This window comes from Spongiactinospora sp. 9N601, assembly GCF_044326295.1.
Lineage (GTDB): Bacteria > Actinomycetota > Actinomycetes > Streptosporangiales > Streptosporangiaceae > Spongiactinospora > Spongiactinospora gelatinilytica.
In genome coordinates this window covers 126,020-151,726 of sequence record NZ_JBIRBB010000005.1, presented here as the reverse complement: position 1 = coordinate 151,726, position 25,707 = coordinate 126,020, and the positions used below count along the sequence as shown (strand labels likewise).

Here is a 25,707-nt window from a genome sequence, read left to right as displayed (position 1 = left end):
CTGATCAGGCACGGCGGCGGCGGAGCGCGGCGATGGCCGCGCCGGTGCCCGCGCCGAGGGCGGCGGCGGTCAGCGCGCGGCGCCGGTCCGGCCAGGACCAGGGGCCGCGCCCACCGGTCAGGCGGCGCGTGATCATGGCGGTGACGGTGTCCGCCCGGTACTCCTCGCGCTCCGGGTGGCAGGCCGCGAAGACCAAGGCGTCGGCGGCCTCCTGCCCGTGGTCGCGCGGCTTGAAGGGCCCGGCGTCCGGTGCGGGGAGCCGGACGGTGGTGATCTTGAGCGGGCTGTCCGCTTCGCGGAGTTCGGACCTGATCGACTCGGTCAGGCCCCTGATGGCGTGCTCGGCCGCGCAGTACGCGGAGCGCCCGGGGACGCCTCGGTACGCGAGGGCCGAGCCGGCCTGCACGATCGTGCCCCGCCCGCGCGGACGCATGAGATCCAGGGCCACCCGTGTGCCCCACGCGCAGCCGAGAAAGGTCGCCGCCGTGGCACGCCGGAAGTCCTGCGGGGGCGCGTCCGTGAAGCGCGCGAAGGTGGCGGCGTCCGGCACGTTGATCCACACGTCGATCGGCCCGAGGTCCGTCTCGATCCGCTCGGCGGCGGTCCTGACCTGCTCATAGTCCGCCACGTCGGTCTCATAGACGATGCCGCTGCCGCCCGCCGCGCCCACCTCCACGGCGGCGGTGGACACCCCGGCCCCGCCACGGGCGATCAGCGCGACGAGCGCGCCCTCCCGCCCGAGCCGCGCGGCGGTCGCCCGGCCGACGCCGCCGCCCGCCCCGGTGACCACCACCACCTGACCGGCGAGCCTGCCGTTCTGCTCGCTCCCGCGTTGGAATGGTTCCTTCACACCGACATCCGCATAGCCGTCATATCCTGTATGGCCATCATTCGAGCCCGTCACTGCCTTCCTCCCCTTCGGCCTCACGCGCCCGCTGACGGCGCATGGCCAGCACGATGTCGATGATCGTGATCACCGCCACGACGGCCATCGCGGCCGTCAGCCACGGGACGCTCGACACGATGCCCAGCGCGCCGACGGCGAGCGCGAAGAACAGGAAGAACGAGCCGAGCCGGATGTGCACGACATCAAGCGGTGTCGCCGGCACGGCGGGCTTCTCACGGCGAATCATGTTCCCCTCCTTTGTTCCGCAGGGGCCGCACCCCCGTACCCAGAGCGATTTCGGTCATGCCCGTCGAGCCGGTCGAGCGCGGCGGTGAGGACCTCGTCCACCCCGGCGTCCGGGCCGCGGACGGTGAGGCACGGCGTGCCGTACGCCGCCGCGAGCCTGGCCGGCCCCGGATGCCCGGACACCACCAGCCGCGCCCCCGCGACCAGCGCGCACAGCCGCCGCAGCGACGTACGGCCGGCCAGCATCGCCCCCGGGGGCAGGAAGCCCTGAGCCACGATGCGGGTGGCGAGCGCCCGTTCCGACCGGTCACCGGTCACCACCACCCGCCACCCCACGCCCGACAGCACATCGGCCACCAGCGCGAACCGGTGCTCGGGCCACCGCGCCCCGGGATGTCCCGGGTGGAGGACCACGGTGCCCTTGTCGGGGTTCGGGCACAGCGGAACGGGCAGCGCGATGTTCGCGGGGTCCGCGGGCAGGCCGTACCACGCCAGCAGGCGGCACCAGCGCCGCACCTCGTCCTCCCCGCCGTCCCACCTGGGGCGGCTGACGCCCGGCGGGGCGGCTCCGCCCGGCTCGTACCCCCACAGGTCGGCGGGACGCAGTTCGAGCAGTCTGCGGTGGCTCGCCGGGTCGGCGTCGCGCAGGTTGACCGCGAGGTCCGGCGGCTCGCCGTGCGAGGCGTACCACGGGATGGGACGGCCGGGCACGGTCGGCAGCAGCCGGTCGACCGCGCCGGTCAGCTCGGCCAGCTCGTCCAGCCGGGCGGGGGCCGCCAGATGTACCTGCTGGCCGGAGCCGCGCAACGCGCGCAAAGCGGGAACGGCGGACAACAGGCCGCCGAGCCCAGGGCCGCCGAGCACCAGGGCACGCGGCCCCGCGAGCGCATGGGGGTGTTCACCGACGAGCCGCATGGCCACTCCTTCGTATGCCCGCCGGAGATCTCGGGGAAATCCGGTTCTGGCATGACGAAATCAACGAGTGTGCCTGCGTCCTAGACACGGGGCAATCACGGCCCTGGCGATGATGTTCCCACTTCCGGTCCGCCGAACCCCCCGGGGCCGGTTTCGTCGCCCGGCCGCCGGGCAAGCGGACCTTGGCAGGAGCCCGGAACGTCAGGGCTTTGCGAGCCGGAGCTTGAAAAGGAGCCACTATGGCAGGTGAGGCGCCGCAGTACGTCGCCGCCAGAGTCCAGCGCGCGCTCGCCGAGGACGAGCGCACCCACGAACTCGGCATTCGCGTGGACGTGCGGGGAGACCAGATCTTCCTGCGCGGGCAGGTCGGCGACGAGTACCGCCGCGAGACGATCGCGGGAGTGGCCGGCGAGGCCGCGCCCGAACTGGAGCTCCACAACGAGATCAGCGTGGTCGAGGTACGCGACCCCGGAGAGGAGGAGAACCTGTGAAGGTGCGCATCGCCGCGGTCGGCGACATCCACATGGGCGAGGACCTGCGCGGACGGTTCCGTCCCCGGTTCGCCGGCATCGAGGAGCGGGCCGACGTGCTGCTGCTGGCCGGCGACCTGACCAGGCACGGTACCGAGGAGGAGGGGCGGGTGGTGGCCGATGAGTTCCGCGACCTGCCGATCCCCGTGGTGGCGGTACTGGGCAACCACGACTACCACTCCGACGCCGAGGAGATCATTTCCGTACTGCTGCGGGACGCCGGGATGATCGTCCTGGAGGACCAGGCGGCCGTCATCGAGTGTCATGGTGAGACCTTGGGGATCGTGGGCGGCAAGGGGTTCGGGGGAGGGTTCGCGGGCAAGTGCGCCAGCGAGTTCGGCGAGCCGGAGACCAAGGCGTTCGTCCGTCACACCAAGGACATCGCCGAACGCTGGCGGGTCGCGCTGAAGGAGACCCCCGCCGACCACCGGGTGGTGCTCACGCACTACTCACCGGTCAAGGACACCCTGGAGGGCGAGCCGAAGGAGATCTACCCGTTCCTCGGCAGCTACCTGCTGGCCGAGGCGGTGGACGCGGAGGGCGCCGACCTCATCGTGCACGGCCACGCCCATTTGGGCAGCGAGAAGGGACTGACGCCCGGAGGCATCCGGGTGCGCAACGTCGCGCTGCCGGTGCTCGGCCGTGCCTACGGCGTCTACAGCCTCAAGGAGGACCTCAACGTGTAGACGCCGCGGGCATGACCGGCCCGGCGTCTACACATTGAAGATACTGACACCGCCCGGGCCGACGAGGAACCCGAGGACGATGAGGACGACACCCCACAGGATGTCGCGACGGGCCAGGATCACGTAGATCCCGGAAATGATGAGCACTACCGCGATGATCCAAAGCAATGTGGCCATGGCCCCGCTACTGCCCGGCCGCCCACCGGCTTAACGTCATCGCGGGCGCTCACCGTTCCGCTGCCGGTAGAGGGACAGCAGCGGTTGCACGAACCACAGCCACCCGCAGGCGAGCACCACGGCGGCCCCGAACAGCGCGGCCTGCCAGGAGTTGATGACCACCTCGGTCACCAGCGCCACGGCGCTCGTCATCGCCACGGCCAGGAACACCGCCCCGGCCACGCCCAGCGCGTTCGCCTCGCGCAGCATCCGCTCCTTCAGGCCCGTGCGGAACAGCAGGCGGTGCTGGGCGGCCGGGGCGATGAAGCACACGGACGCGAAGGCTGCGGCCATCAGCGAGATGAAGAACAGCCACCGGCCGACGAGGTCCACCTTGGGGAACCCGGCGGCGAACGGCACGGTCAGCAGGAACGCGAACAGCACCTGCACCCCCGTGACGGCCACCCGTAACCCCTGGAGCAGTTCGGCCAGCTCCCGATTCACTCGTTCCTTGTGACTCTCGTCGTCCGAGTCTTGGCGTATGGTCGGCTCATTCATGGGCGGGCGGCTACCCGCCGCCGGGCAGGTCATGTCTAGCCTGTGACCGCTGGGGTAGCCCGACGCTCATGGGCAGCCACAGCCATGAGGTCACCGATGCCATCCTGGAAACCCTCAAACGAGCCGGCATCGGACTCAAAGCCGCCGACGTCCGCTTCGCCCTCGCCGGCGGCTGCGCCGCGTACGCCCGCGGCGCCGCCCCCTCCCTGCACGACGTCGACTTCGTCATACCGAAGGACGACATCCCGCTCGCCTCCGACACGCTCACCGGCCTCGGCTTCCGCATGGCCCAGCCCCCCGAGGACTGGCTGATCAAGGCGTTCGACGAGGAGAACCACCTGGTCGACCTCATCTTCCGGGTCGCCGACCGCCCGGTCACGGCCGACCTGATCAAACGCGCCGAGCCGCTGAAGGCCAACGCCGTCATCCTCCCCGTACTGGAGGCCACCGACCTGGTCATCTCCTGGCTGCTGCCGCTGTCCGAGCACAGTTGCGACTACGGCTCCCTGCTCCCCCAGGTCCGCGCCCTGCGCGAACAGGTCGACTGGAACCGCGTCGCCTCCGTCGCCGCCCCCTCCCCGTACGCCGCCACCTTCCTCACCCTCCTCCACCGCCTCGACATCCTCCCCAACCCCCCGACCCCCACCACCGAACCCATCTGGCCCTGACCCACCCCCCGCCAATGCCGTACGAACCCGCGCAACCGTCCTGTATCCTTTCTTCAACGCGCCGCTAGCTCAGTTGGTCAGAGCAGCTGACTCTTAATCAGCGGGTCCGGGGTTCGAGTCCCTGGCGGCGCACCCTTCGTTTCATGGCCGACCTGGGCGTTCTTGCTTCCTGCGAGGACGCCCGCAGTCGTTTCCGGCCCTGGGTGTGCTCGCTTGGGGCTCGTGCACCTTCTTCGTCACCACCATTGAGTTCCGCCCGACCCTGGAACGCCAGCGAGACGATGCGGCGGCCAAGGGGCAGGTCGCCCGCGAGCAGATCTTCAACGGGCTGCTCAACCGGCTCGACGGACAGGCATCCTGACCGCACTCATCATCGAGAACCCCTTGACATCGACACCCGCATATTAGAGGGGTACCGATGTCGATCGTCTACGACCGCACCAAGACCGTGGTGCGCCGGCACGTGGCCCCGGGCAAGGCGGTCCCGCTGCACCCAGAGACGGTCGCGTTCGCCGGCCACTACGTCTTCGACGTCGATGTGCTGGCCGCCTACCGGCCCACCGGCAAAGGCCGCGTGGAACGGCAGGTCGCCATCGTCCGTGACCACGTCCTCGCCGGGCGGGCGTTCTCCTCGATCGAGGAGAACGACGCGGCCTTCGCCGCCTGGGTCCCCCTGCGACGCGCCAAAGTACACGGCACCCATGGCGAGGTCATCGGAGTGCGAGCGGCCCGTGACCACACTGCGCTGCGGCCACTGCCGGCCGCGCCCTACGTGGTGGTGCAGCGGCACCTACGCTACGTCGGCAAAGATTGCCTGATCGCCTTCGACGCCAACCTCTACTCGGTGCCGGCCAGTCGCGTCCAGCCGCGCCAGCTGGTCGAGGTGCGAGCGACCAAGGCCCAGATCACTCTGCACGCCACCACGCCCGATCACCGAGGTGAGACGCTGCTGGCCACACACTCGCGAGCGGTGGGCCGCAGTTGCCGCGTCGTGGATGAGCGGCACTGGGACGGGCTGCCCACCGGAGCCGGACGCCGCGTCACCACCGGCCATGACGATCTGCCCACCCCCAGGCGACAAGGCCGAGGCGATGGTCCCGAACCCGGCGCGGGATCGTTGCAGGCCTTGCTCAACCGGGCCGCGGCCGCCCAGGTCGAGGTCAGCCGACGCCCGCTGTCGGTCTATGACGAACTGACCGGCACCCGCCCCTTCACCACCGACAATCCGACGAAGGAAACCCGTTGAGCGAGCTGGTCTCCACCCGCATCCATGCCACCGCTGCCAAGCTCGGCCTGCCCCATCTGGCCGAAGCCTTGACCCAGTACACGCAGCGGGCCGATGAGGCCAAGATGGGCTATCTGGACTTCCTCGACCTGGTCTTGTCCGAGGAACTCGCCGTCCGCGACGACCGTCGTTTCCGCACCGGTCTGCGCATCTCCAAGCTGCTTCTCCGACATCGCCGAGGGCACGATCTACACGCTACTGGTCAGGATCGAGCAACGCGGCCTGGTCGATGTGGAGAAGGTCCCGTCCGATAAGGGGCCGCCGCGCAAGGTGTACTCCGTCAATGCCCAGGGACAGGAGTACCTCCAAGAATTCTGGAGGACGTGGAGCTTCCTCGCAGAACGGCTCGAACATGGTGACCCGCCACTACGGCGCGGGCTGACCTCCCCCCGCGCGGCCCGTCCGGCCCGGCCCCTGGCCGGACCGAAGCGGCTCACCCCCGCGCCGTGTCGGTCGCACCGCTGTCCATGTTCGCCCGGTGAGGCAGGTCGGCGCTGACGCCCAGGCGTTCCAGCCGGGACCGGATCGCGCCGCGGCTGCGGCCGAACTCCGCCATCAGGGCGGTGATGCTGGCGCCGGGCCGGGCGGCGAGCTCGGCCCGGCGCGCAGCCGGGATCTGTCGGCGGACGGCCTGGCGCTTGATCAGCGTAGGAATCGCCCGCCATCCCATTCGAGAACTCTCACGTCAGCTTCGCGACGACCCCGGTGAGGATCTCGAGGACGATGGAGCCTAACCGGGCACGTGGTGTCCGTCGCAGGCAGCAGGACGACCGAGAGTATTCACTTGGGCCTGTCAGGTCACCTGGACGCAGGGAAGGCCCACCGAACTCCGACTCCCGTCCGGGTTGATGCGCCAGCCTTCCGCGCACACCCATCCACCGTTGTGGCCCTGGCCGGACGCGCTTGGCCAGTCTCCGACCGGGCCCCAGACATCCAAGTTCGGTCCCCATAGGTGGATCTGCCCGTAGAAGTAGTTCCTGGCTCGTCCCACGGCGCTGTAGCGGTCGGCGCCGCCCACGCACTCCACGTAGACGTCGTGATTCGTGCCCCAGTCGCAGCCAAGTATCGCCTTGGTCTGGCCGTTTGCGGGAGCTGACAGCAACGTGCCGGTGAAGACGAGCGCGGCGACCGCGCCCAGCAGCGTTCTTAAGCTGCGTTTCATAACTCATCTCCCTTTTCGAGTATGGACGTCTCTGCCTTCGTGGCTGCTCGGACCCGCGCCCATCGCGGTGCCCGAGGGCTGGTGTAGCGGCCAAGGGGTTCCGAAGGCGGAATCCCTCACTGTTCTCCCCATTGGGCGCTGCCGTGGCTCCAGCGCCTCCAAACCAGCCTTTGATGTTGTGTCGTGAGCGCTGCCCCAGGTCACGAAGGCATTTCCGTTCTGATTTTGCACGGGGGAAGTTGATTGGACCCGGGCCGATCATGCCGGTCAATCAATGGCAATCAATCGTCGGGGGGTTGATCACCTCAGGGGCTTGGGGTTGAGTGGGTTCAGGCGGGTGGACGTGTACGGCGGAGTTACCCGAGTCGGGGGGAGGCGGGGGTGCCGCGGCCTGAGCGGCCACTAGAGGGGGACGACCCGGCGGTGCTGCGGTTCGCCGCGGACCTGCGCTTGTTGCGGGTCAAGGCGGGCGAGCCGACGTATCGGCAGATGGCGCGCCGGGCACATTACGCGGCGGCGACGTTGTCGGAGGCAGCCGCGGGCCGGCGGTTGCCGACGCTGGCGGTCACGCTGGCCTACGTCCGCGCCTGCGGCGGCGATGCCGGGGAGTGGGAGCGGCGCTGGCGGGAGCTGAGCGGCCGACCGGCGGCCGTGCCGGAGCCGGTCGGCGAGCAGGCTGCGCCGTACCTGGGGCTGGCGGCTTTCCAGGCGGCGGACGCGGCGCGCTTTTTCGGCCGCGAGCAACTGGTGCGCGAACTGCTGGCGCGGGTGAGCGAACAGCGTTTCGTGGCGGTGTTCGGCGCGTCTGGAGCTGGCAAGTCCTCGCTGCTGCGCGCCGGCCTGCAGTCCCGCGTGCTGGCAGGGGAACGGCCTTGGCAGGTGGTCCTGCTCACGCCGGGGGCGTACCCGGCGCGCGAGTGGGAACCGGTCGGTCCCGCCGAGACGCTGATCATCGTGGACCAGTTCGAGGAGGTCTTCACACTCTGCCACAACCAAGGGGAGCGGGCGCGGTTCATCGACCTGCTCATCGATGCCGCACTCGCCCATCGGGTGGTGATCGGCGTGCGCGCCGACTTCTACGGCCACTGCCTGGCCGAGCCTCGGCTGTTGGAGGTGCTGCGCCAAGCTCAGCTACCGATCGGGCCGATGAGCAGTGAGGAGCTGCGCCAAGCCGTGGTACGGCCGGCCGCCGAGACCGGTTGTACGGTGCAGGGCGCGCTGGCCGCCCGGGTCGTCGCCGATGCCGCCGGGCACAGCGGTGTGCTGCCGTTGGTCTCCCACGTGATGCTGGAGACCTGGCGGCGGCGTCGCGGCAACACCCTCACCCTGGCCGACTACGAGGCCGCGGGCGGCATCGAGCACGCCGTTGCCCACAGTGCCGAGCGCGCCTACACCGAGTTCACCTCCGGCCAGCGAGAAACCGCCCGGAGGGTGTTGCTGCGCCTGGTCACGCCGGGCCAGGACGCCCCGGACACCAGGCGGCGGGCGCGCCGCCACCAGCTCGGCGACGACCCGGCCGTGGGCCAGGTGCTGGAACGGCTGACCGCCGCCCGCCTGCTGGTGCTGGAGCAAGACAGCGTCGAGATCAGCCACGAGGCGCTCCTCGGTTCCTGGCCGCGCTTGCGTGAATGGCTGGCCGAAGACCGGCAGGGGCTGCGCACCCACCACCGCCTCACCGAGGCGGCCGAGACCTGGCAGACGCTGGACCGCGACCCCGGCGCCCTCTACCGCGGCCTGCGCCTGGACGAGGCCACGCAGTGGGCCGCGCGCCAGACTCCCGTGCTGAGCTCGGCCGAGGAGGAGTTCCTGCACGCCAGCCGCCGCGCCCGCGAGCGGGAGCAGACGCTGGCCCGGCGCCGCGCGCTGGCCGCCAGGATGTTCATCGCCGTGCTGAGCATGCTGGTGGTGCTGGCCGCCGCCGCGACCGGATATGCGCGCAGCCAGCAGGAAGTGGCCACCAGCCAGCGCAACACCGCCCTGTCGCAGCGGGTGGCCGACCAGGCCATCCAGCTCCGCACAGCCGACGCGCCGCTGGCCGCCCAGCTCAGCCTCGCCGCCTACCGGCTCACCCCCACCGCCGAAGCGCGCGGCAGCCTGCTCAGCGCGTTCACCACCCCGCTCAGCGACCGGCTCGATCTTGAGGCGAACACGCTCGCCTTCAGCCCGGACGGCCGCATCATGGCCGCCGGGGGCGACGATCGCACCATCCGGCTCTGGCACGTCCGCGACAGCGGCCCGCCCACGCTGTTCGCCGAGTGGCCCGGCCAGAGCGAGGACATCGAGTCGCTGCGCTTCACTCCGGACGGGCGCATCCTCATCGCGGGCCTGTATGACGGCACCGTCCAGATGTGGCGGGCGGCCGCAGCGGGCCAGGCGAAGCCCATGGCCGTCGTCACCGCCCACACCGCGCCCGTCTTCGCCGTCGCGCTCAGCGCTGACGGCACGATCTTGGCCACCGCCGGCGGCGACGGCCTCGTGCGGCTGTGGGACATAGCCCGCGCGGAGGCCCCCCGCCGGCTGGCCACGATCACCGCCCACACCAAGGCGCTGACCGCGCTCGCCTTTCACCCCTCGTCCGCCACGCTGGCCACCGCCGCCGAGGACGGCGCCGCCCTGTGGGACCTCGCCGACCCGCAGCACCCCAGGCCGCTGCCCCGCCCGCGCGGGCAAGAAGGCAAGGTCACCGCCGTCGCCTTCAGCCCCGACGGCCGGCGCTTGGCCACCGCCGGATGGGATCACCGAGTCCGGCTGTGGCCGGTGGCCGATCCACGCCGCCCCGCCGTCCTGACCGGGCACAGCGGCCCGCTGCAGGCACTGGCCTTCAGCCCGGACGGCCACCGCCTGGCCACCGCCGGCTGGGACCACACCATCCGGCTGTGGGACATCAACCAGCCGCCCGGCCCCACCACCGTGCTGACCTCGCACACCGATGCTGTCTGGGCACTGGCCTGGCGGCCCGGCGACAACCTCCTCGCCTCCTCCGCCGTCGATGGCACCACCCGGCTCACCCGCCTGCCCGGCCCCGTCCTCGGCGGCAACCCGGCGGCACTATCGGCACTCGCCTTCAGCCCCGACGGCCGCACCCTCCTGACCGGCAGTGAGGACTTCACCGCCCGATTGTGGGACATCACCGACCCCTACCAGCCGGCCCCGCTGCCCCGGCTGAACGGCCACACCGGCCAGGTCAAAGCGGTCGCCTTCGACCCGACCGGCGCCCTGGCCGCCACCGGCAGTATCGACGGCACCATACGGCTGTGGCGCACCGCCGACCGCGCCCGCCCCACCCCGCTGGCCACCATCCGGGCCCACCAGGAAGGCATCCGCGCGATCGCCTTCACCTCCCGCGGCAACCTGCTGGCCAGCGCCAGCTCGAGTGACCCCGTCGTACGGCTGTGGGATGTGAGCGAACCCGACCAGCCGCGCGCGGCCGGCTCGGTACGCGAGGGCGGCACCGGAGCGACCGCACTCGCCTTCACTCTGGACGCGCGACGGCTGGTGACCGTGCACGGCATCATCTTCGTGGTGTGGGATGTGAGCAATCCCCGCCTTCCGGTACGGCTGACCACCAGCACCACGCAGCCGGAGACGATGCAAGCCACCGCCTTCTCCCCCGACAGCCGCACACTCGCAGCCACCTTGGGGCGCACCGTCGCGCTGTGGGATGTCGGCGAACCTGGCCGCATCCGGCAGATCGCCACCCTCACCGGCCACACCGACGCACTCCAGAGTGTCGCCTTCTCACCCGACAGCCGCACACTCGCGACCGCTTCCCTGGACCGCACTCTCCGACTGTGGGACATAGGCGACCCCGCGCACCCCCGGCCCCTGGCCACTCTCACCGGCCACACCGACCGCGTCTACGCCGTCAGCTTCAGCCCAGACGGCCGTCTCATGGCCACGGCCTCAGAAGACCACACTGTCCGGCTCTGGCCCCTCGACCCCGAAGACGCAGCGACCCGCGTGTGCACCCAAGCCCGCCCCGCGCTCACCCCCACCCAATGGCGGCAATACCTCGCAGACCTGCCCTACCGACCACCCTGCCCGTGAGGCGCCACCGGAGCCCACGTCAACCACCCGGGTCCACATGTGGCCACCGGCCTGGGACTGTACAAAGAACGGCTCTGGCCCACTTTCGGTGGTGACGGAAAGTGATAGTTCGTGTCGGTCCATGGCTGTCTCAGGGGCCTGTGTCAGGGTGACGCCGGTGTGACATAAAGGATCTTGCAGGGCTGGTGCTCCCGCATCTGGCCGACCTGGTCATTGGCAGCGTTCAGCCCAGGGCCGAGGGGATCGTGGTGCATGTCGCCTCCACGGGCGCGCCGGCGGAGTGTCCCGGCTGCGGGGCAGCCGGGCGGGTGCACGGCCATGTCGATCGGCAACTGGCGGGCCTGCCGTTAGCCGGGCAGCGGGTGCTGGTCCGGTTGCGGTTTCGGCGGCTGAGGTGCGCTCGGGGCGGGTGCGAGCGGCAGACGTTCCGCCGAGCCGCTACCTGGGCTGGCCGAGCCGTATCAGCGCCGCACGATCGCCTTGACCACGCAGGTGGGGGCGGTGGTACGGGAGCCGGCCGGACGGGCGGCGTCTCGGCTGCCGGCCGTGCTGGGAGTCGGGATGTCGCGGCAGAGCGCGATCCGGTCGTTACTGCGCCTGCCTCTGCCGATCCGTCCGGTGCCGGCGGTGATCGGGGTAGACGACTTCGCGCTCTGCGAACGGCACCGCTACGCCACCGTGATCATCGACGCGATCACACGGGAGCGGATCGACGTGCTCGCCGATCGTCAGGCCGACACCCTGGAGGCGTGGCTGCGCGCCCATCCCGGCGTGCGGGTGGTGTGCCGGGACAGCAGCGGCGCCTACGTAGTGGCGTTTACGCAGGGGCGTATACGCAGGGGCGTATACGCAGGGCCCTGCCTGACGCGGTGCAGGCCGGTGATCGCCGGCATGTCCGGCACACCCTTGCCGAGGCCGTGGTCAAGGAGGTCGCCGCCCATTCCGTCTGCTGGGGCAAGACCGGCCCGCCGCTGAAAGAAGGCGTCCGCACCGCCACCACCCGCGAACGCCGGCAACGGGTGCACGCCCTGCTTGACCAAGGTGTCGGGCTGGGGGAATGCGCACGCCGCCCGAGCCTGGCGCTCAACACCGTCAAACGCTACGCCCACATCGGCGAGCCCGAGCGGCTGGTGCGCGTGCCGAAGTACCGGCCCACGCTCGTCGATCCATTCCGCGACCATCTGCGCCGGCGCCGGGCCGAAGATCCCGCCGTCCCGGTCCGGCAACTCCTCACCGAGATCAAGAACCTCGGCTACACCGGCAGCCAGAACCTGCTCTACCGGTACATCGACCAAGGCCGCGTCGAATGCGACCGGCCCGCGATCTCACCCAGGCGCCTGGCCGGCCTTCTCCTCACCGAACCGGGCAAGCTCAAGAACCACCACGCCGAGCGACTGGATGCCGCCATCGCCGCCTGCCACGAGATGACCATGCTCGCCGGACTCGTCGGGGACTTCGCCACCCTTCTCGATCCCAAGCCGGGCAATGACCGGCTACTGACCGCCTGGATCGCACAAGCGTGTCAGGCCGGCCTGCCCCACCTGCACGCCTTCACCCGTGGGCTGGACCACGACCGGGCCGCCGTCGACGCCGCCCTCACCCTCCCGTTCCACAACGGCGGCACCGAAGGCGTCAACACCAAGACAAAGATGATCAAAAGGCGGATGTACGGGCGAGCCGGGTTCGCGCTCCTCCGCCATCGCATCCTGCTCGGGTAACCACAGTCCGTCACCACCGAAAGTGGGCCAGAGCCACTGACTGGACACACCCTTTGGCGCTTTCCGGTCGCTGGGCGGCCGTGCCCGAGATGGCTGATGCCCGGCTACGACTTCTTGCCGCAACGGAGGCGATCCGTACTCAGCCGGTATCCGAGCGGCTGTCGAGGTGTGTCGAGACACGCCTGCTGTTCGCCGGGGTGACGATCACCCCGAACCGGTTCCGGCCGGGCTCGCCCCATGCCGGCCGTCGGCGGGAGGCGTCCATGGCCTCTTTGTCGGCTTCGGCCCCGATACGGTCGACACCCCGGCGGGCTGATCGCCGCGACGGCTGTGTGGTCGGCCACACAGCCGAAGATGTTCCGCTCCCGGGAGGCGTGCCGGTTATCACTCATCACGGAGACCCGCTCCAGCGAAGCCAAGGCCTTCAAGGCGCTGGATCGGGAAATCAGCGACCAGGTCAGCGACGCCTACGCCGACGCCTTCCCCGGCCCGCGCTATGAGGGGCGAGAGGCGCCGCTGCGTCAGGACCGGCTGGACAGTGAGCTGGCGCGGGACGCATACGAGTTCCTGTACGGGAGCTGCGCGGCCGGAAGTTCGATCTCAAGTTGTGCCAGTTGCACACCGTAGTCGCGTTCCATCCGGGATCAAGGACAGACGGAGCGGTAGCCGACATCCGGGACATGCTGTTGCCATTCCGTCTCGGTCAGGTTTCTCCCGACCAGCTGGCACAAGTCTCCATACCAGTGATCGAAGTCCAGTTCGAGGCTTCGGAGCTTGCCATCCTCATGCAGCCACAACAGTTGGCGCGTGCCCTCTCGGAACCAGTGACGACGGACCGGGCTCTGAGCTTCTCTCAGAGTAATCAGAGGCTGTGGTCCGCCACGCACGTCCCACACGGCCAGGATGCCGTCATAGCGACCGGCCACGATGAGTCGGCTGTCGGGGCTGAACTCGATTTCCAAGGGCGACCACGGTCCGGGCATTGACAGATCTGCTTGCCGGCTGCCATCGCGGCCCCAGACCACGACGGAGCCGTCGTCGGCGACTCCCGCGATGAGCTGACTGTCAGGACTGAACCGGATCTCGGGACCCAAGAGGAGTCCCCCGTCCTTACGCCGCTCGGCCAGATCGGTAAGGAAGGCTTGCATGCTGCCGTCACGAGTGTTCCAGACGGTGATCGTGTGGTCTAGGTGTGTTGCGGCCATCAGTTGGCCGTCGGGGCTGAACTCGAAGTCGGCGATGAACTCACCAGCACTGGCGAAAACCCTGATCCGTTTTCCGCTGCGCGAGTCGAACAGCGCGATGGACGTGTCACTGGCGCGGGCCGCGATCTTTTTGCCATCGCCACTGAAACGGCTCCACCCCGGAGACACGGTGCGGGCTACGTGCTCGGGAATGAGGGCTGTTTGTTTACGGTTGGCCACATCCCAGATCGCAATATTGTTGCCGTTAACGGGGTACGCGAGAAGATCTCCTCGCGGAGCGAAGTCCCACGAGAGGAAGGAGTCTGGCCCTATGCCAGAGAAGGTCAGCAGGCTCTCGCCAGCGGGAACGGTCCGCAGATGGGCCTTCTTCCCGTCCTCCTCTACGACTGTCCGCTCGTCCGGGCTGAGGTCGAACCGCTGTGCGGCGGAAGCCGTTTCCGGCATCCCCGAGGTCACGTCCTCTACCTGAACACCGTTGCGCCGTGCCTGCACGATCACTGGCCGCCCGTCGGGCGTGATCTGCACGGGCAGATATAGGGCGGACTTGAGCTGACCGAAGTCGGCAAGTGTGCGGATTTGCGGACGTGCCATTACGCTCCACAGCGCGGTTTCCCCGTCGCTTCCTGAGATGAGCCGGCGGCTGTCCGGACTGAAGGAGAGGGAGCTGACGTTGTCACTATGTCCGGCCATCGTGGCGAGCAGGCGTTTCGATCTGACGTCCCACACACGGATAGTCGTGTCGGCGCTGCCGGTGGCGAGCAGGCTTCCGTCGGGGCTAAAGGCTGCCGCAGACACGAGGTCCTTGTGACCTTGGAGCAGTCCGATCTGCTGGCCGGTGTGGAAGTTTAGTAACACGATGTCGTTGGCCGGCGTGTCCCAGGCGAGGGTGTGACCGTCAGGGCTGAGCCACACCTGATGGGTCGGCCCGCGTCCTTTCGGCGGTTTTATGCTTCTCTCCACTTTCCCGGCGTCCAGGTCAAGCACTTCGACCGTCCCTCCGCCCAGGATGCTGCTGTCGTTGGCCACAGCCACCAGCAGCCTGCTGTCTGGACCGAAGGCCAGCCCGTAATAGGCCTGGTCCTTGAAGGTCTGCGGAGCCCGCCCCGGGTGGTCGAGATCCCAGACCAGGACGATTTGTTCCGGGGAGAGGGTGGCCGCAGCCAAGTATCGACCGTTCGGGCTGAAATCGACGTCGCCGATTTGAAAGGCGTCAAACGACGATCGACGCAGGCTTCCAATGACACGGTTTTGCCGAAGACCCCACAAATCGATGGCACCGGTGTCGGTCTTACGGGACTTGACGAGGGCGAGGACCGGGCGGTGAGGATTGAACACGACCTGCTCGGTCGACGACAGGACGCGGATGGGCTTTCGCTGCTCGACATTCCATAGGATGGCGTTCTCCTGGTCTGCCGAGGCGGCTATGCGACCATCAGGGCTAAAGTTGACCGACCAGACCGTCCCACGATGGTCGTTGAGGTAACCGTGCAGGTGCGGAGAGGCGCGTAGCATCTCTAATATCGCCTGCCGTCCTTCGCTGGTAGACTCAATTTTCACGGATGTAAGGGCTTGGAGCATGGCCAGCTGCGGCGAGCGGGTGACCTCATTCTGCGCTCTCGCGGCGAGAGTGCGTGAGACGGCCAGCAAGTGGGCATTTTGGGCGCGATGGTATTGCCACCACGCGGTCCCCCCACCGGCGAGCGAGAGCACGGCGAGCACGCACAAGACCCCCGCGATCAGCCTGAGTCGGCGGTTGCGGCGGCGCGTCGTCACAAGCTCATTCGCCTGGGCGTCTTCGCTGTGCGCGACGAAGTCACTTTCGAGTGCGTTGAGGGGGCTGTCGTCACGTGACTTCAGGTCGATCGCTAAAGCGAGTCGCTCACCGCGAAGCAGCAGATCGGAAGGCCGCCGCTGATCATTCCAGTCCCGTGCGGCGTCATGGATCCGGCGGTGCAACACCAATATGTCGCGATCGCGGGTTAGCCAGTCCCGCAGCAGCGGCCATTCCCTGATCAACGCCTCGTGCGCGATCTCCACGGTGTCACCGTCGATCACCAGTAAACGGGCGTCAGCCAGGCGATTCAGAATCTGCCGCGTCGATTCCGGCTGTCCGTCATGGAGGAACTCGGTTAGCGCGGCCGTGCGTCGGCTCTCCGCGCTCGTTTCGCTGATTGCTGTGCACCGAAGGAAAATCCTCTGTGCGACCAGGACAGGGGGACGCCTCACCAAGAAGTAGTCAACTGCGAAGACGTGGGGACCTCTACCTGGCCACCAGTGGCGACACGCACTCGGCCGTTGACAGCATCGCAGTTCTGGCCTGCTGCCAGCCTTCGGTGGTCATCGCCGTCACCAGCGCGGTTGCCGCGGCTGACACCACGGATCCATCGGCCTCTCCCCAGTGCGCGAATCCGGTCGCTGAGCCGAGCGTAGCCGCCACCTCAGCGCTGTGTAAGTAAAACAATGCCAGCGGCCTGTTGGTGCCGATGAAGAGGAATTGATGCTCTCAGTGGAGCGGGATGGCGGCGGATCGACCTGGATTGTGCGGCGAACTACTCGACATTCAACATTCCCGCCTGGAGCCTGCGTTTCCCTGCTCTCACGGGCGATGAGCACACCAGCGCCATGCGGTGTGCTCGTGGTGTGCTCGTATGTCATGAACCGATGCGGAATGCTATGGCACTGCCGGACACGACAACCACATGAATCATAGACAGAGCGGCATTAAGTGACACGCATGTGTCCCCTGTAGGACGGGCCGTACTACGGGGTCGCTGACTCTTAATCAGCGGGTCCGGGGTTCGAGTCCCTGGCGGCGCACCTCAGCAGAACTTCAACACGTCGTCGTCGTACAGTTCGCGGATCGGCGAGAGAAGCTCCGGTCCGCGCCGCGATTCGAGCGGCAATTCGTGCTGGAAGTCCGGGTTTCCGGCCCTGACATGACCATCGTGCTCAGCCCGGCCGCGAAGTCCGTGACCTTGCCGGTGCCCGGCTCCGGCAAGCCGCCGTCACGCTGGCGCACGGTGTAGGTGAACGCCTCCGCGATCAGCGCGTCCGTGGAGCCGAAGTGGTGAACGACCATGCCATGGGCGACACCTGCCTCCTTCGCGACCGCACGGCGGCCTCAGCAGAGCCTCACGCACTTCTCCATGCTGAACGCGCCCGCGCGACCGTCGTGGCTTTCGTGCCGCCTTCGGCGAATCGGTCATGGCGGCGACCGCTCGCATCCGAATGGCCGGCCAGCCCACGGAGATCTCAGTAGCCCACCCGACACCGAAGACGTCCACTTTCCCCTGAACCGGCTTGCCGAGCAGGGCATCGACGTGGTCCGGGTCGCCTACTCCGACCTGATCGGCACCGATCGCGCCCGCGACGTGCTGCTGCACCACCTGCCCTCGGCCTGCGAGCACGGGCTGGCCTTCTGCCGGGCCGCTTACCACACGTGTCGCGATCGTACGCCCTCAACACGATCGCCGCACCGGCGGACGTCTGCGGAGGCACCGGGAGCACCTTGCTGCGACATTGACATCTGATATATTAGAGTTTACGTTACACATGCAAGGAGAGGGGTAGGCGTGGGCCAGAGTCGAGTTGTCGTCATTGGCGGCGGTAACGCCGGCTTGTGCAGTGCGTTGGCCGCCATCGACGGCGGGGCCGAGGTGACCGTGCTCGAAGCCGCCCCTGAGTCCGAGCGTGGCGGGAACTCCGGATTCACCGCGGGGGCGATGCGCTTCGCCTATGACGGCAGGGAGGACATCGTCCAGCTCGTCCCCGACCTGTCGGAAGGGCAACTCGCGAAGACCGACTTCGGCACTTACCCGAAGGACCAGTTCTTCGACGACATGGCCCGGGTCACGCAGTACCGCTGTGATCCCGACCTGGTCGATCTGCTTGTGACGCGCAGCTTCGACACGTTGAAGTGGATGCGCGACAAGGGAGTGCGGTTCCTGCCGATCTACGGCCGGCAGGCGTTCCAAGTGGACGGGAAGTTCACTTTCTGGGGCGGTTTGACGCTGGAGGTCAACGGAGGCGGCCCCGGGCTCGTCGACTCGTTGTTCGAGGCGTTCGAGTCGGCGGGCGGCAAGGTGTTCTACGGCCACCGCGCCATCGGCCTCACCGAGGACGGCGGCAAACTGACCGGCGTCGTGGTCCGGACCGGTGGGGAGATCCGGACGATCTCCGCTGACGCCGTCGTGCTGGCCTGCGGTGGATTCCAGGCGAATGCGGAGTGGCGCACCCGCTACCTGGGACCTGGGTGGGAGTTCGCCAAGGTCCGCGGCACCCAGTTCGATGTGGGCGACGGACATCGCATGGCGCTGGAGATCGGCGCCATGTCGTGGGGCAACTGGTCGGGCTGCCACGCGGTGGGCTGGGACAGCAACGCGCCCGCGTTCGGTGACCGCCAGGTCGGTGACGGGTTCCAAAAGCACAGCTACCCCTTCGGGATCATCGTCAACAGCCGCGGCGAGCGGTTCGTCGATGAGGGCGCGGATTTCCGGAACTACACCTACGCGAAGTACGGCCAGGAGATTCTGCGCCAGCCGGGGCAGGTCGCCTGGCAGATCTTCGACAGCAAGGTGGCTCATCTGCTGCGCGACGAGTACCGGATCCGGCAGGTCACGAAGATCGTGGCGCCGACCCTGGAGGAACTCGCCCAGCGGATGGACGGCATCGACGCGGAGCAGTTCCTGCGGACGGTCCGCGAGTACAACGCGGTGGTCGATCAGTCGGTCCCGTTCAACCCCAACATCAAGGACGGGCGGGGCGCCTCCGGGCTGGCGGTGCCCAAGTCGAACTGGGCCAACACCCTCGATTCACCACCCTACGAAGCCTACGCGGTGACGTGTGGCATCACGTTCACCTTCGGCGGCCTGAAGATCGACACCTCGGCGCGCGTGCTCGACGTCACCGGAGCGCCCATTCCCGGGCTGTACGCGTGCGGGGAGATCGTTGGCGGGATCTTCTATTTCAACTACCCGGGGGGCACCGGGCTCACGGCGGGCTCGGTGTTCGGGCGGATCGCAGGGTCGGCGGCCTCGGGCGCGCTCGGCCGCTCCGCCGCGTCGTCAGTGAGCGCGTGAGGTGGCCGTGCCGGGCGGAGTGATCGTTACCGGTGCCGGTGGCGGCATCGGAGCCGCGGTGGCCGAGTGCGTCGCCGCCGCGGGCTACGGCGTCGTCGTGAGCGACCTGGGGGTGTCCGTCGACGGCCAGGACCCGGACCGGCAGGTGGCGGAGTCCGTGGTCGAGGCGATCCGGGCCCGAGGCGGTCGCGCACTGGCCCATCAGCACGACGTCGTCTCCTTCGACGCGGCGGCCGACCTGACCCGGCGCGCGGTCGAGGAGTTCGGCTCGCTCGACGGCCTCGTCACCTGCCACGGCATCCTGCGCGAGCGCATGATCTTCAACATGACGGAGGACGAGTGGGACTCCGTCGTCGCCGTGCACCTCAAGGGCACGTTCAACTGCGTGCGCTTCGCCACGGAGCAGATGCGCCGCCAGCGCGGTGGCAGCATCGTGCTGCTCAGCTCGGCGGCGGGCCTGGAGGGCAGCCCGGCACAGGCCAACTACGCGGCGGCCAAAGCGGGCGTCGTGGGTCTCGCCCAGAGCACGGCGCTGGCGATGGGACGCTACGGCGTCAACGTCAACTGCGTCGTCCCCTCCGCGGCGACGCGCATGACCTCGCGGCTCACCGAACGGATGCAGGCCAGCAGGCCCGACGCCGAGCGACAGGGCCCCGAACTGGTCGCCGCGCTCATCCGCGCACTGCTCGACCCGGCCAACCGCCACATTACCGGGCAGACCTTCACGGCGGCCGGCCGCCGGCTCGCCCGGTGGGCACCCGCTCAGGAACAGGAGAGCGTGCGCCTCGCCGACGAGTTCACATACTCCGACGTGACCGGCGCGGTCCGGCAGCGGCTCGGAGCCACGCCGCTTCGCCGGTTCGCGGCGCTCGGGCTGCCGACGCCGGCCGCGTCCGACCATCAGACCACGGACATCCTCGGAGTGGGAGACGGAACATGAATGCTCGGCCGACGGCGAACCCCCCGCACGATCCAGCCGCCATCCGGGACGGGCTCGCGTGCTCCGCCACGCGCGCCGGGGAGATGTCGCGGTGAGCGGGCGCAGCGTGCCGCTGGAGATCGGCACCGCTGTGGGCGCGGCGGACGAGCACCACGTGCAGGTGCGCGGACTGGATCTCGTCGATGACCTGATCGGCGAGCTGACCCACACCGAGGTCGCGCTGCTCGCGGTGACCGGCCGCAGGCCGACCCCCGCCGAGGCCAAGGTGGTGGACGCGGTACTGGTGAGCCTGCTCGACCACGGGCTGACGCCCAGCGCGCTCGCCGCGCGGCTGACGTTCTGGGCGGCTCCGGAGGCGATCCAGGGGGCCGTCACGGCCGGGCTGCTCGGCGCGGGAAGCGTGCTGCTCGGTTCGATGGAGGGCTGCGGGCACCTGCTCACGGACATCGCCGCCGAGGTCGCCGCCGGTGCCGGGGCCGGCGACGCGGTGGACACGCGGCTGCGCGCCATCGTGGACGCGGGCGAACGCATCCCCGGCCTCGGCCACAGCCTGCACCGCGACGGTGACCCGCGCGCCGGGAAGCTGCTCGACGTCGCACGCGAGCAAAAGGTCGCGGCGCAGCACGTCGAGCACCTCAAGCTCGTCGTCGAGCGGGCCGCCGCGCTCACCGGCAAGGCACTCCCGCTCAACGCGACGGGCGCCGCCGCCGCGCTGCTGCTCGAAGTGGGCGTGCCCTGGCGACTGCACCGCGGTTTCGCCCTGATGAGCCGTACGGCCGGGCTGGTCGCGCACATCGGTGAGGAGCTCGAAGCGCCGATCGCCCCCGCGGTGCGCGCCGCGCTGCGGGCCGCGAGCCGCATCGAATCGGAGGTGTGAGCGGTGCCGGAGGCCGTGGAGTCGCAGCCGGAGCAGGGCTGGGAGATCTTCGTCTGCGACGAGTGGCGGGCGCGGGTGCTGTACGAGATCACCGGCCCGCACGGCCCGCCGTACGCCGACGGCCACGTGCCCTGCCCCGTGTTGCTGCCCCCGACGTTCCTGGTGGCCCATCGGACCGACCCGGCGGCCATGGGTGTCCCGGACGCACCCGTCCGGCTCAACGCAGGCAACTGGTGCCGCTGGGAGGCACCCGTGATGTCGGGTGAGATCCTGGAGCGGCGCACGGTGGTCGAGTCGGTCACCACGAAGCGGGGCGGAGCCGGCGACCTGACGTTCTACCAGCTCGCGACGACGTACCGGCGCCGCATGACGCGCGACGTGGTGGCGCGCACGTCCACGACGACGATCCGCACGGGCGTCCGGCAGGGCCGCGGCGGTTCCGGGCGGCACATCGAGCCGCCCGCCGAGGCCGTGCCGGTCATCGAGGTCACCCCGAGCAGCCGCGAGGTCGTGCGGTACGCCGCGGCCACCGGCGACTTCTACGAAGTGCACTACGACGACGCGTTCGCGCGGGCGCGGGGTCTGCCGGGGACGATCACCCATGGCCTGCTCAAGCTCGCCTACCTGGCGCGTGCCGCCGTGCAGTGGGGCGGGCGCGGGACGTTCGTGCGGGAGCTGAGCGCCTCCTACCGGGGGATGGACCGGGTCGGCGCGCCGTTCCGCGTGCTCGCCCGGGCGGACGAGGGCGCCGGGGACGGGCCCTCGCGTCATCTCACGCTGTACGGCGTCTCCGCTGACGGCGTGGTCAGCACCGTCGGCCGTGCGGAGATCGAGAGCAACGAGGGAGAGGATGGGCAGTGGCTGAGCGACTGACGGTACAGACGGTACGCGGCCCGGTCGCGGTGTCCGAACTCGGGCGCGTGCTGCCGCACGAGCACGTGGCGTGCGACCTGTTCCGGGTGGCACGGCAGATGGGTCTCGCCGCGCTGAACGACCCGGACGAGGCGGTCCGGGACTTGAAGGTCTTCAAGGAACTCGGCGGCGGCTCCATCGTGGAGGCGACCAGCGGCGGGCTCGGCCGTAAGCCCGGCGTGCTCCGGTCGGTGTCCGAACGCTCCGACGTGCACGTCGTGATGGGCTGCGGGTGGTACCGGGAGCCCTACTACGAAGAGGACATGAACAAGTTGAGCACGGCCGCGCTGACCGAGCGGCTGCTGATCGACATCTTCGAGGGCGAGGACGGCGTGCGGCCGGGAGTGATCGGCGAGATCGGCGCCGACCGTGAGTGGGTGTCCGGGGTCGAGGAGCGGGTGTTGCGCGCCGCCGCCCGCGCCCAGCGGGAGAGCGGGCTCGGGCTGATCCTGCACGCGGTCAAGAGCGAGGTCGGCGCCTGGCAGCTCGACGTGCTCGAAGACGAGGGCTGCGACCTGAGCCGGGTCGCGGTCGGCCACTGCGACACCTATCCGGACGTCGACTACCACGAGCGGCTGGCCCAGCGCGGCGCGATGGTGATGTACGACGGCAACGGCCCGGGTGACCCGCTGCTCCAAGAGCAGCGGATCGCGAACGCGGTCGAGCTGATCCGCCGCGGATGGGCCAAGAGCCTGCTGCTGTCCCACGACGTCTGCGTACTGGGCATGCGCGAGCGCCGTGGTGGGCCGGGCTATTCGTACGTGCTGCGGCAGGTCGGTCCCGACCTGATCGCGGCCGGGGTTCCCGAGGACGTCGTGGAGACGATCTTCCGCGAGAACCCGCTGCAACTGCTCGCCGGGCACCGTCCTGACGGCAACTGAGGAACGCCTTTTCTCCCGGCTCGAACGTTCGGGGACGACCGCTGCCGGATCCATTGGCGTCTGTTCTGTCAAGTTCCGAGAAAGTGTGAGAAAGCGATGAACGACAGAATCGGTCGGACCATCAATCGACGTAACATGCTCGCCGGGGCGGCGGGAGCCGGCGTCGTCGCGCTCGTCCCTTCGGCCGCGTTCGCGGCGGAGGAGCGGGCGGGCGGCCGGAAGCCGGGCGGGCGCGAGAACGTGCTGCCCGCGCAGAAGTCGTGGGGCCCGGTGCCCGCGATGACCGGCAAGAAGGTGGTGCAGATCCCCGACGTGCGGCTGGCGGTCTGGGACACCGGCGGCGAGGGCCCGGCCGTGGTGTTCATGCACCCGCACACCGGGCACGGCGGCTCGTGGGGCTACCAGCAGGCCGCGTTCGCCGCCGCGGGCTACCGGGTGATCAGCTACTCACGGCGCGGATACCACGGGTCGGAGGCCGGGCCCGCGGAGCGGCCCGGCACGATCGTCGGGGACCTGGTGGCGCTGATGGACAAGCTCGGCGTTGGAAAGTTCCACCTGGTCGGCCTGGCCGCGGGCGGGTTCGCGGCGTTCGACGCCGGCCTGTCGGTCCCGGGCCGGCTGCTGAGCTGCACGGTGGGCTCGACGCTGGCGGGGATCCAGGAGCCGTCGTGGAGCCAGGCCACCACGGAGCTTCTGCCGGAGGGCTGGTTCAACCTGCCCGAGGCGTTCCGTGAGCTGAGCCCGTCCTACCGGGCCGCGAAGCCGCAGGCGATGGCGACGTGGATCGAGCACACGGAGCTGCCGGTCACGACCGTGCAGCAGCCCCCGCAGAACAAGCTGCTGTGGCCGGCGATCGAGTCGATCAGGACGCCGATGCTCCTCCTCACCGGCGACTGTGACCTCTACTTCCCGCCGACGCGCCTGCGCGAGCTGGCGAGCCACGTCCGGAACGCCGAGCTGGCGATCTTCAATGAGACGGGGCACGCCCCGCACTGGGAGTCCTACCGCGCGTTCAACGAGACGGTGCTGAAGTTCATCAGAAAGCACCGGCGGTAGGCCATGGGAGCGGCAGGCACCGGGGCAGAAGAGCCCGTGGATCTGAGCATCGCGGGTCACATCGCGACCGTGACGCTCGACCGGCCCGACGTGCTCAACGCGGTCAACACGCCGATGTACCGGTGCCTGCTCGCGGTCTTCGCGAAGATCGAGGATGCGGCGGACGTCCGGTGCGTCGTGGTGCGCGGGCGGGGCAGAGCCTTCAGCGTCGGCGCGGATCGGACCGAACGCGCCACGATGACGGACGACGAACTGCGGCGCAGGCGCAGGCTCGTGCCCCGGGTGTTCTCGGCGATGTACCACTGCTCGCGCCCGGTGATCGCACAGGTGCACGGCTACGCGCTGGGCGGTGGTCTCGAACTGGCGCTCAGCTGCGACATCGTGGTCGCCACGCAGGACGCCGTCATGGGGCTCGTCGAGACGACCCTCGGCACCATGCCGGCGGGCGGCGGCACGCAACTGCTCCCGCGGCTCGTGGGCCTCTCCAGGGCGAAGGAACTGATCTTCACCGGCCGCCGGTTCACCGGCGCCGAGGCCCGGCAGTGGGGGCTGGTGAACAACGCGGTGCCCGCCGCCGACCTCGATGCCTCGGTGGGCGCGCTCGCCGCCGAGATCAGCGCGGCGGCACCGCTGGCGGTCGCGCAGGCCAAGCGCGCCATCGACCTGTCCACCCGGCTTGAGATCGATAGCGGGGTCGAACTGGAGGCCGAGCTTTACAACCGGCTCCTCACGAGCACGGACCGGCTCGAAGGGCTGGCCGCGGCGCGCGAGGGCCGGTCTGCGCGCTTCCGCGGGCAATGACCAGGCCAGAGACGAAAGGAATGCACGGTGATCGAAAGACTGGGATGCGCCATCGGCGGGCTCTCCGACCCTGAACACCCGGGGGACGTCGCCGCGACGGTGCGGGCGATCGAGGATGCGGGGTATGAGTCGGCGTGGTCCTATGAGGCGTTCGGCGCTGACTGCTTCACGCCGCTGGCCTGGTGGGGCTCGCATACGCGCACGATGCGGCTCGGCACCGACATCGCCCAGATGGCGGCGCGCCCCCCGACAGGGATGGCGATGGCCGCGATGAGCCTCGACCAACTGTCCGAAGGGCGGGCCGTGATCGGGCTCGGGCTCTCCGGCCCGCAGGTCGTCGAAGGGTGGTACGGGATGCCCTTTGAACGCCCGCTCGGCTGGACCCGGGAGTACGTCGCGATCATGCGCGCGACCATCGCCGGGGAGCGCGTCGCCTATGAGGGCAAGACGTATCGGCTTCCGGCGGAGGGCGGATCGGGGCTGGGCCGCCCGATCCGCTCCACGCTGCGTGGCGGCCGTACCGACATCCCGATCTACCTGGGCGCGGAGGGGCCGAAGAACATCTCGCTGGCGGCCGAGATCGCCGACGGCTGGCTGCCGACGAACTTCTCGCCCAGCGCGGACGAGTGGTACCGGGAGCGGCTGGAGCTGGGCTTCGCCAGCAGGCCCGGCGGGCGCCCGGAGGACTTCGAGATCGCGCCCGCGGTGTCGGTGGCCTTCGGCCCGGACCTGGAGTCCGCCGCCGACCGGATTCGTCCGTTCATCGCCTACCAGGTGGGGGCGAACGGGGCGAAGAACATGAACTTCCACCTGAACGCCTACACGCGGCTCGGGTTCGAGGATGCCTGCCGGGAGATCCAGGCCAAGTTCCTCGAACGGGACCGCGAAGGCATGGTGGCCGCGGTGCCGACCGAGATGATCGAGGCGGTCGCGCTGGTCGGGCCGCCGGAGAAGATCCGGGCCGACCTGGAGACGAAGTGGAACAAGTGCGTCGCGACGAGCCTGATCGCCCGGGCGCGCTTCGACGACCTGCTCCAACTGGCCGAGGTGTTCCGCACGACCACGGGCGCCGCGCAACGGCAGCCCGCCTGATTGGAAAA

At 69.5% G+C, this 25,707-nt stretch carries 26 protein-coding genes, 2 tRNA genes and 1 pseudogene; 20 read left to right on the top strand and 9 right to left on the bottom strand.

What is annotated here, in order from left to right; genetic code table 11:
* Positions 1–4: 4 nt before the first annotated feature.
* Genes ACH34R_RS13055 through ACH34R_RS13045 form a run of 3 tightly spaced genes read right to left on the bottom strand, consistent with a single transcriptional unit; the run spans position 5 to position 2,047 of the window.
* Entirely contained in the window at positions 5–850 is an 846-nt protein-coding gene (locus ACH34R_RS13055; protein ID WP_397561637.1) for an SDR family NAD(P)-dependent oxidoreductase, read from the bottom strand.
* 37 nt (positions 851–887) lie between these two features.
* Entirely contained in the window at positions 888–1,133 is a 246-nt protein-coding gene (locus tag ACH34R_RS13050; protein WP_397561636.1) for a hypothetical protein, read from the bottom strand.
* Positions 1,130–2,047, bottom strand: coding sequence for a glycosyltransferase family 9 protein (locus ACH34R_RS13045; RefSeq protein WP_397561635.1), 918 nt, complete (start codon positions 2,045–2,047; stop codon positions 1,130–1,132). Before ACH34R_RS13045 ends, ACH34R_RS13050 begins: the two co-directional genes overlap by 4 nt.
* Before the next feature lie 239 nt (positions 2,048–2,286).
* Between ACH34R_RS13045 and ACH34R_RS13040 the strand changes: the two genes are divergently transcribed.
* On the top strand, positions 2,287–2,538 hold the full coding sequence (locus ACH34R_RS13040; protein WP_111168766.1) for a BON domain-containing protein: 252 nt from the start codon (positions 2,287–2,289) through the stop codon (positions 2,536–2,538).
* Positions 2,535–3,263: a metallophosphoesterase gene (locus ACH34R_RS13035; protein ID WP_397561634.1), complete on the top strand. Its 729-nt coding sequence runs from the start codon at positions 2,535–2,537 to the stop codon at positions 3,261–3,263. The genes ACH34R_RS13040 and ACH34R_RS13035 overlap by 4 nt, the downstream gene beginning before the upstream one ends.
* Positions 3,264–3,290: 27 nt before the next feature.
* Here the strand turns inward: ACH34R_RS13035 and ACH34R_RS13030 are convergent, their stop codons facing one another.
* Both ACH34R_RS13030 and ACH34R_RS13025 read right to left on the bottom strand, forming a co-directional pair.
* Positions 3,291–3,440: a GPGG-motif small membrane protein gene (locus ACH34R_RS13030; RefSeq protein WP_225878487.1), complete on the bottom strand. Its 150-nt coding sequence runs from the start codon at positions 3,438–3,440 to the stop codon at positions 3,291–3,293.
* Between the two features lie 36 nt (positions 3,441–3,476).
* Complete coding sequence (locus ACH34R_RS13025) at positions 3,477–3,977, bottom strand: DUF6328 family protein (RefSeq protein ID WP_397561633.1); 501 nt, start codon at positions 3,975–3,977, stop codon at positions 3,477–3,479.
* 68 nt (positions 3,978–4,045) lie between these two features.
* Between ACH34R_RS13025 and ACH34R_RS13020 the strand changes: the two genes are divergently transcribed.
* The 6 genes from ACH34R_RS13020 to ACH34R_RS12995 all read left to right on the top strand — a co-directional run bounded on the left by ACH34R_RS13020 (position 4,046) and on the right by ACH34R_RS12995 (position 6,428).
* A complete protein-coding gene (locus tag ACH34R_RS13020; protein ID WP_397561632.1) occupies positions 4,046–4,645 on the top strand; it encodes a hypothetical protein in 600 nt (199 codons plus the stop codon).
* Between the two features lie 58 nt (positions 4,646–4,703).
* Positions 4,704–4,777, top strand: a tRNA-Lys gene (locus ACH34R_RS13015).
* A gap of 73 nt (positions 4,778–4,850) precedes the next feature.
* Positions 4,851–5,006 carry a hypothetical protein gene (locus tag ACH34R_RS13010; protein ID WP_397561631.1) on the top strand — a complete coding sequence of 52 codons (156 nt, stop codon included), beginning with the start codon at positions 4,851–4,853 and terminating at the stop codon, positions 5,004–5,006.
* A gap of 57 nt (positions 5,007–5,063) precedes the next feature.
* A complete protein-coding gene (locus ACH34R_RS13005) occupies positions 5,064–5,891 on the top strand; it encodes a Mu transposase domain-containing protein (protein ID WP_397561630.1) in 828 nt (275 codons plus the stop codon).
* Positions 5,888–6,184 (top strand): ATP-binding protein, encoded by a 297-nt coding sequence (locus ACH34R_RS13000; RefSeq protein ID WP_397561629.1) that lies wholly within the window; start codon positions 5,888–5,890, stop codon positions 6,182–6,184. Before ACH34R_RS13005 ends, ACH34R_RS13000 begins: the two co-directional genes overlap by 4 nt.
* Positions 6,102–6,428, top strand: coding sequence for a PadR family transcriptional regulator (locus tag ACH34R_RS12995; RefSeq protein ID WP_397561984.1), 327 nt, complete (start codon positions 6,102–6,104; stop codon positions 6,426–6,428). Before ACH34R_RS13000 ends, ACH34R_RS12995 begins: the two co-directional genes overlap by 83 nt.
* Here ACH34R_RS12995 and ACH34R_RS12990 read toward each other — a convergent pair.
* The gene (locus tag ACH34R_RS12990) at positions 6,364–6,600 is read right to left on the bottom strand and encodes a hypothetical protein (RefSeq protein WP_397561997.1); all 237 of its coding nucleotides are present in this window, start codon (positions 6,598–6,600) and stop codon (positions 6,364–6,366) included. The genes ACH34R_RS12995 and ACH34R_RS12990 overlap by 65 nt on opposite strands.
* A 123-nt stretch (positions 6,601–6,723) precedes the next feature.
* Entirely contained in the window at positions 6,724–7,092 is a 369-nt protein-coding gene (locus tag ACH34R_RS12985) for a hypothetical protein (protein ID WP_397561628.1), read from the bottom strand.
* 381 nt (positions 7,093–7,473) lie between these two features.
* On the opposite strand from ACH34R_RS12985, the gene ACH34R_RS12980 reads away from it, so the two are divergent.
* The 3 genes and pseudogenes from ACH34R_RS12980 to ACH34R_RS12970 all read left to right on the top strand — a co-directional run bounded on the left by ACH34R_RS12980 (position 7,474) and on the right by ACH34R_RS12970 (position 13,484).
* The gene (locus ACH34R_RS12980) at positions 7,474–11,139 is read left to right on the top strand and encodes a hypothetical protein (protein WP_397561627.1); all 3,666 of its coding nucleotides are present in this window, start codon (positions 7,474–7,476) and stop codon (positions 11,137–11,139) included.
* Positions 11,140–11,324: 185 nt separating this feature from the next.
* Positions 11,325–12,857: pseudogene (locus ACH34R_RS12975) on the top strand (ISL3 family transposase).
* Between the two features lie 354 nt (positions 12,858–13,211).
* Positions 13,212–13,484 (top strand): hypothetical protein, encoded by a 273-nt coding sequence (locus tag ACH34R_RS12970; protein WP_397561626.1) that lies wholly within the window; start codon positions 13,212–13,214, stop codon positions 13,482–13,484.
* 17 nt (positions 13,485–13,501) lie between these two features.
* Here the strand turns inward: ACH34R_RS12970 and ACH34R_RS12965 are convergent, their stop codons facing one another.
* On the bottom strand, positions 13,502–16,288 hold the full coding sequence (locus ACH34R_RS12965) for a WD40 repeat domain-containing protein (protein ID WP_397561625.1): 2,787 nt from the start codon (positions 16,286–16,288) through the stop codon (positions 13,502–13,504).
* Between the two features lie 526 nt (positions 16,289–16,814).
* Between ACH34R_RS12965 and ACH34R_RS12960 the strand changes: the two genes are divergently transcribed.
* Positions 16,815–16,879: transfer RNA gene (locus tag ACH34R_RS12960), tRNA-Ser, on the top strand.
* Between the two features lie 13 nt (positions 16,880–16,892).
* Here ACH34R_RS12960 and ACH34R_RS12955 read toward each other — a convergent pair.
* Complete coding sequence (locus ACH34R_RS12955) at positions 16,893–17,141, bottom strand: hypothetical protein (RefSeq protein WP_397561624.1); 249 nt, start codon at positions 17,139–17,141, stop codon at positions 16,893–16,895.
* A gap of 493 nt (positions 17,142–17,634) precedes the next feature.
* Here ACH34R_RS12955 and tcuA point away from each other — a divergent pair, with 493 nt between their 5' ends.
* The 8 genes from tcuA to ACH34R_RS12915 all read left to right on the top strand — a co-directional run bounded on the left by tcuA (position 17,635) and on the right by ACH34R_RS12915 (position 25,699).
* Complete coding sequence (tcuA, locus tag ACH34R_RS12950) at positions 17,635–19,140, top strand: FAD-dependent tricarballylate dehydrogenase TcuA (protein WP_397561623.1); 1,506 nt, start codon at positions 17,635–17,637, stop codon at positions 19,138–19,140.
* Between the two features lies 1 nt (position 19,141).
* Positions 19,142–20,080 (top strand): SDR family NAD(P)-dependent oxidoreductase, encoded by a 939-nt coding sequence (locus ACH34R_RS12945; protein WP_397561622.1) that lies wholly within the window; start codon positions 19,142–19,144, stop codon positions 20,078–20,080.
* Positions 20,081–20,171: 91 nt separating this feature from the next.
* Positions 20,172–20,957 (top strand): citryl-CoA lyase, encoded by a 786-nt coding sequence (locus ACH34R_RS12940; protein ID WP_397561621.1) that lies wholly within the window; start codon positions 20,172–20,174, stop codon positions 20,955–20,957.
* A gap of 3 nt (positions 20,958–20,960) precedes the next feature.
* Positions 20,961–21,830, top strand: coding sequence for a MaoC/PaaZ C-terminal domain-containing protein (locus tag ACH34R_RS12935; RefSeq protein ID WP_397561620.1), 870 nt, complete (start codon positions 20,961–20,963; stop codon positions 21,828–21,830).
* Positions 21,815–22,750 (top strand): phosphotriesterase, encoded by a 936-nt coding sequence (locus ACH34R_RS12930; protein ID WP_397561619.1) that lies wholly within the window; start codon positions 21,815–21,817, stop codon positions 22,748–22,750. The genes ACH34R_RS12935 and ACH34R_RS12930 overlap by 16 nt, the downstream gene beginning before the upstream one ends.
* A 96-nt stretch (positions 22,751–22,846) precedes the next feature.
* A complete protein-coding gene (locus ACH34R_RS12925) occupies positions 22,847–23,806 on the top strand; it encodes an alpha/beta fold hydrolase (RefSeq protein ID WP_397561618.1) in 960 nt (319 codons plus the stop codon).
* A 36-nt stretch (positions 23,807–23,842) separates the two neighbouring features.
* Entirely contained in the window at positions 23,843–24,607 is a 765-nt protein-coding gene (locus tag ACH34R_RS12920; protein ID WP_397561617.1) for an enoyl-CoA hydratase/isomerase family protein, read from the top strand.
* 27 nt (positions 24,608–24,634) lie between these two features.
* A complete protein-coding gene (locus ACH34R_RS12915; RefSeq protein ID WP_397561616.1) occupies positions 24,635–25,699 on the top strand; it encodes an LLM class F420-dependent oxidoreductase in 1,065 nt (354 codons plus the stop codon).
* Positions 25,700–25,707 lie beyond the last annotated feature (8 nt).

What these genes read in the sequence shown, in the direction of transcription:
- ACH34R_RS12985 (WP_397561628.1), bottom strand. Translation starts at nt 7,092, where the DNA reads ATGAAACGCAGCTTAAGAACGCTGCTGGGCGCGGTCGCCGCGCTCGTC.
- ACH34R_RS13005 (WP_397561630.1), top strand. Translation starts at nt 5,064, where the DNA reads ATGTCGATCGTCTACGACCGCACCAAGACCGTGGTGCGCCGGCACGTG.
- ACH34R_RS13025 (WP_397561633.1), bottom strand. Translation starts at nt 3,977, where the DNA reads ATGAATGAGCCGACCATACGCCAAGACTCGGACGACGAGAGTCACAAG.
- ACH34R_RS13050 (WP_397561636.1), bottom strand. Translation starts at nt 1,133, where the DNA reads ATGATTCGCCGTGAGAAGCCCGCCGTGCCGGCGACACCGCTTGATGTC.
- ACH34R_RS12990 (WP_397561997.1), bottom strand. Translation starts at nt 6,600, where the DNA reads ATGGGATGGCGGGCGATTCCTACGCTGATCAAGCGCCAGGCCGTCCGC.
- ACH34R_RS13030 (WP_225878487.1), bottom strand. Translation starts at nt 3,440, where the DNA reads ATGGCCACATTGCTTTGGATCATCGCGGTAGTGCTCATCATTTCCGGG.
- ACH34R_RS12970 (WP_397561626.1), top strand. Translation starts at nt 13,212, where the DNA reads ATGTTCCGCTCCCGGGAGGCGTGCCGGTTATCACTCATCACGGAGACC.
- ACH34R_RS13040 (WP_111168766.1), top strand. Translation starts at nt 2,287, where the DNA reads ATGGCAGGTGAGGCGCCGCAGTACGTCGCCGCCAGAGTCCAGCGCGCG.
- ACH34R_RS13020 (WP_397561632.1), top strand. Translation starts at nt 4,046, where the DNA reads ATGGGCAGCCACAGCCATGAGGTCACCGATGCCATCCTGGAAACCCTC.
- ACH34R_RS13045 (WP_397561635.1), bottom strand. Translation starts at nt 2,047, where the DNA reads ATGCGGCTCGTCGGTGAACACCCCCATGCGCTCGCGGGGCCGCGTGCC.
- ACH34R_RS12955 (WP_397561624.1), bottom strand. Translation starts at nt 17,141, where the DNA reads ATGGTCGTTCACCACTTCGGCTCCACGGACGCGCTGATCGCGGAGGCG.
- ACH34R_RS12925 (WP_397561618.1), top strand. Translation starts at nt 22,847, where the DNA reads ATGAACGACAGAATCGGTCGGACCATCAATCGACGTAACATGCTCGCC.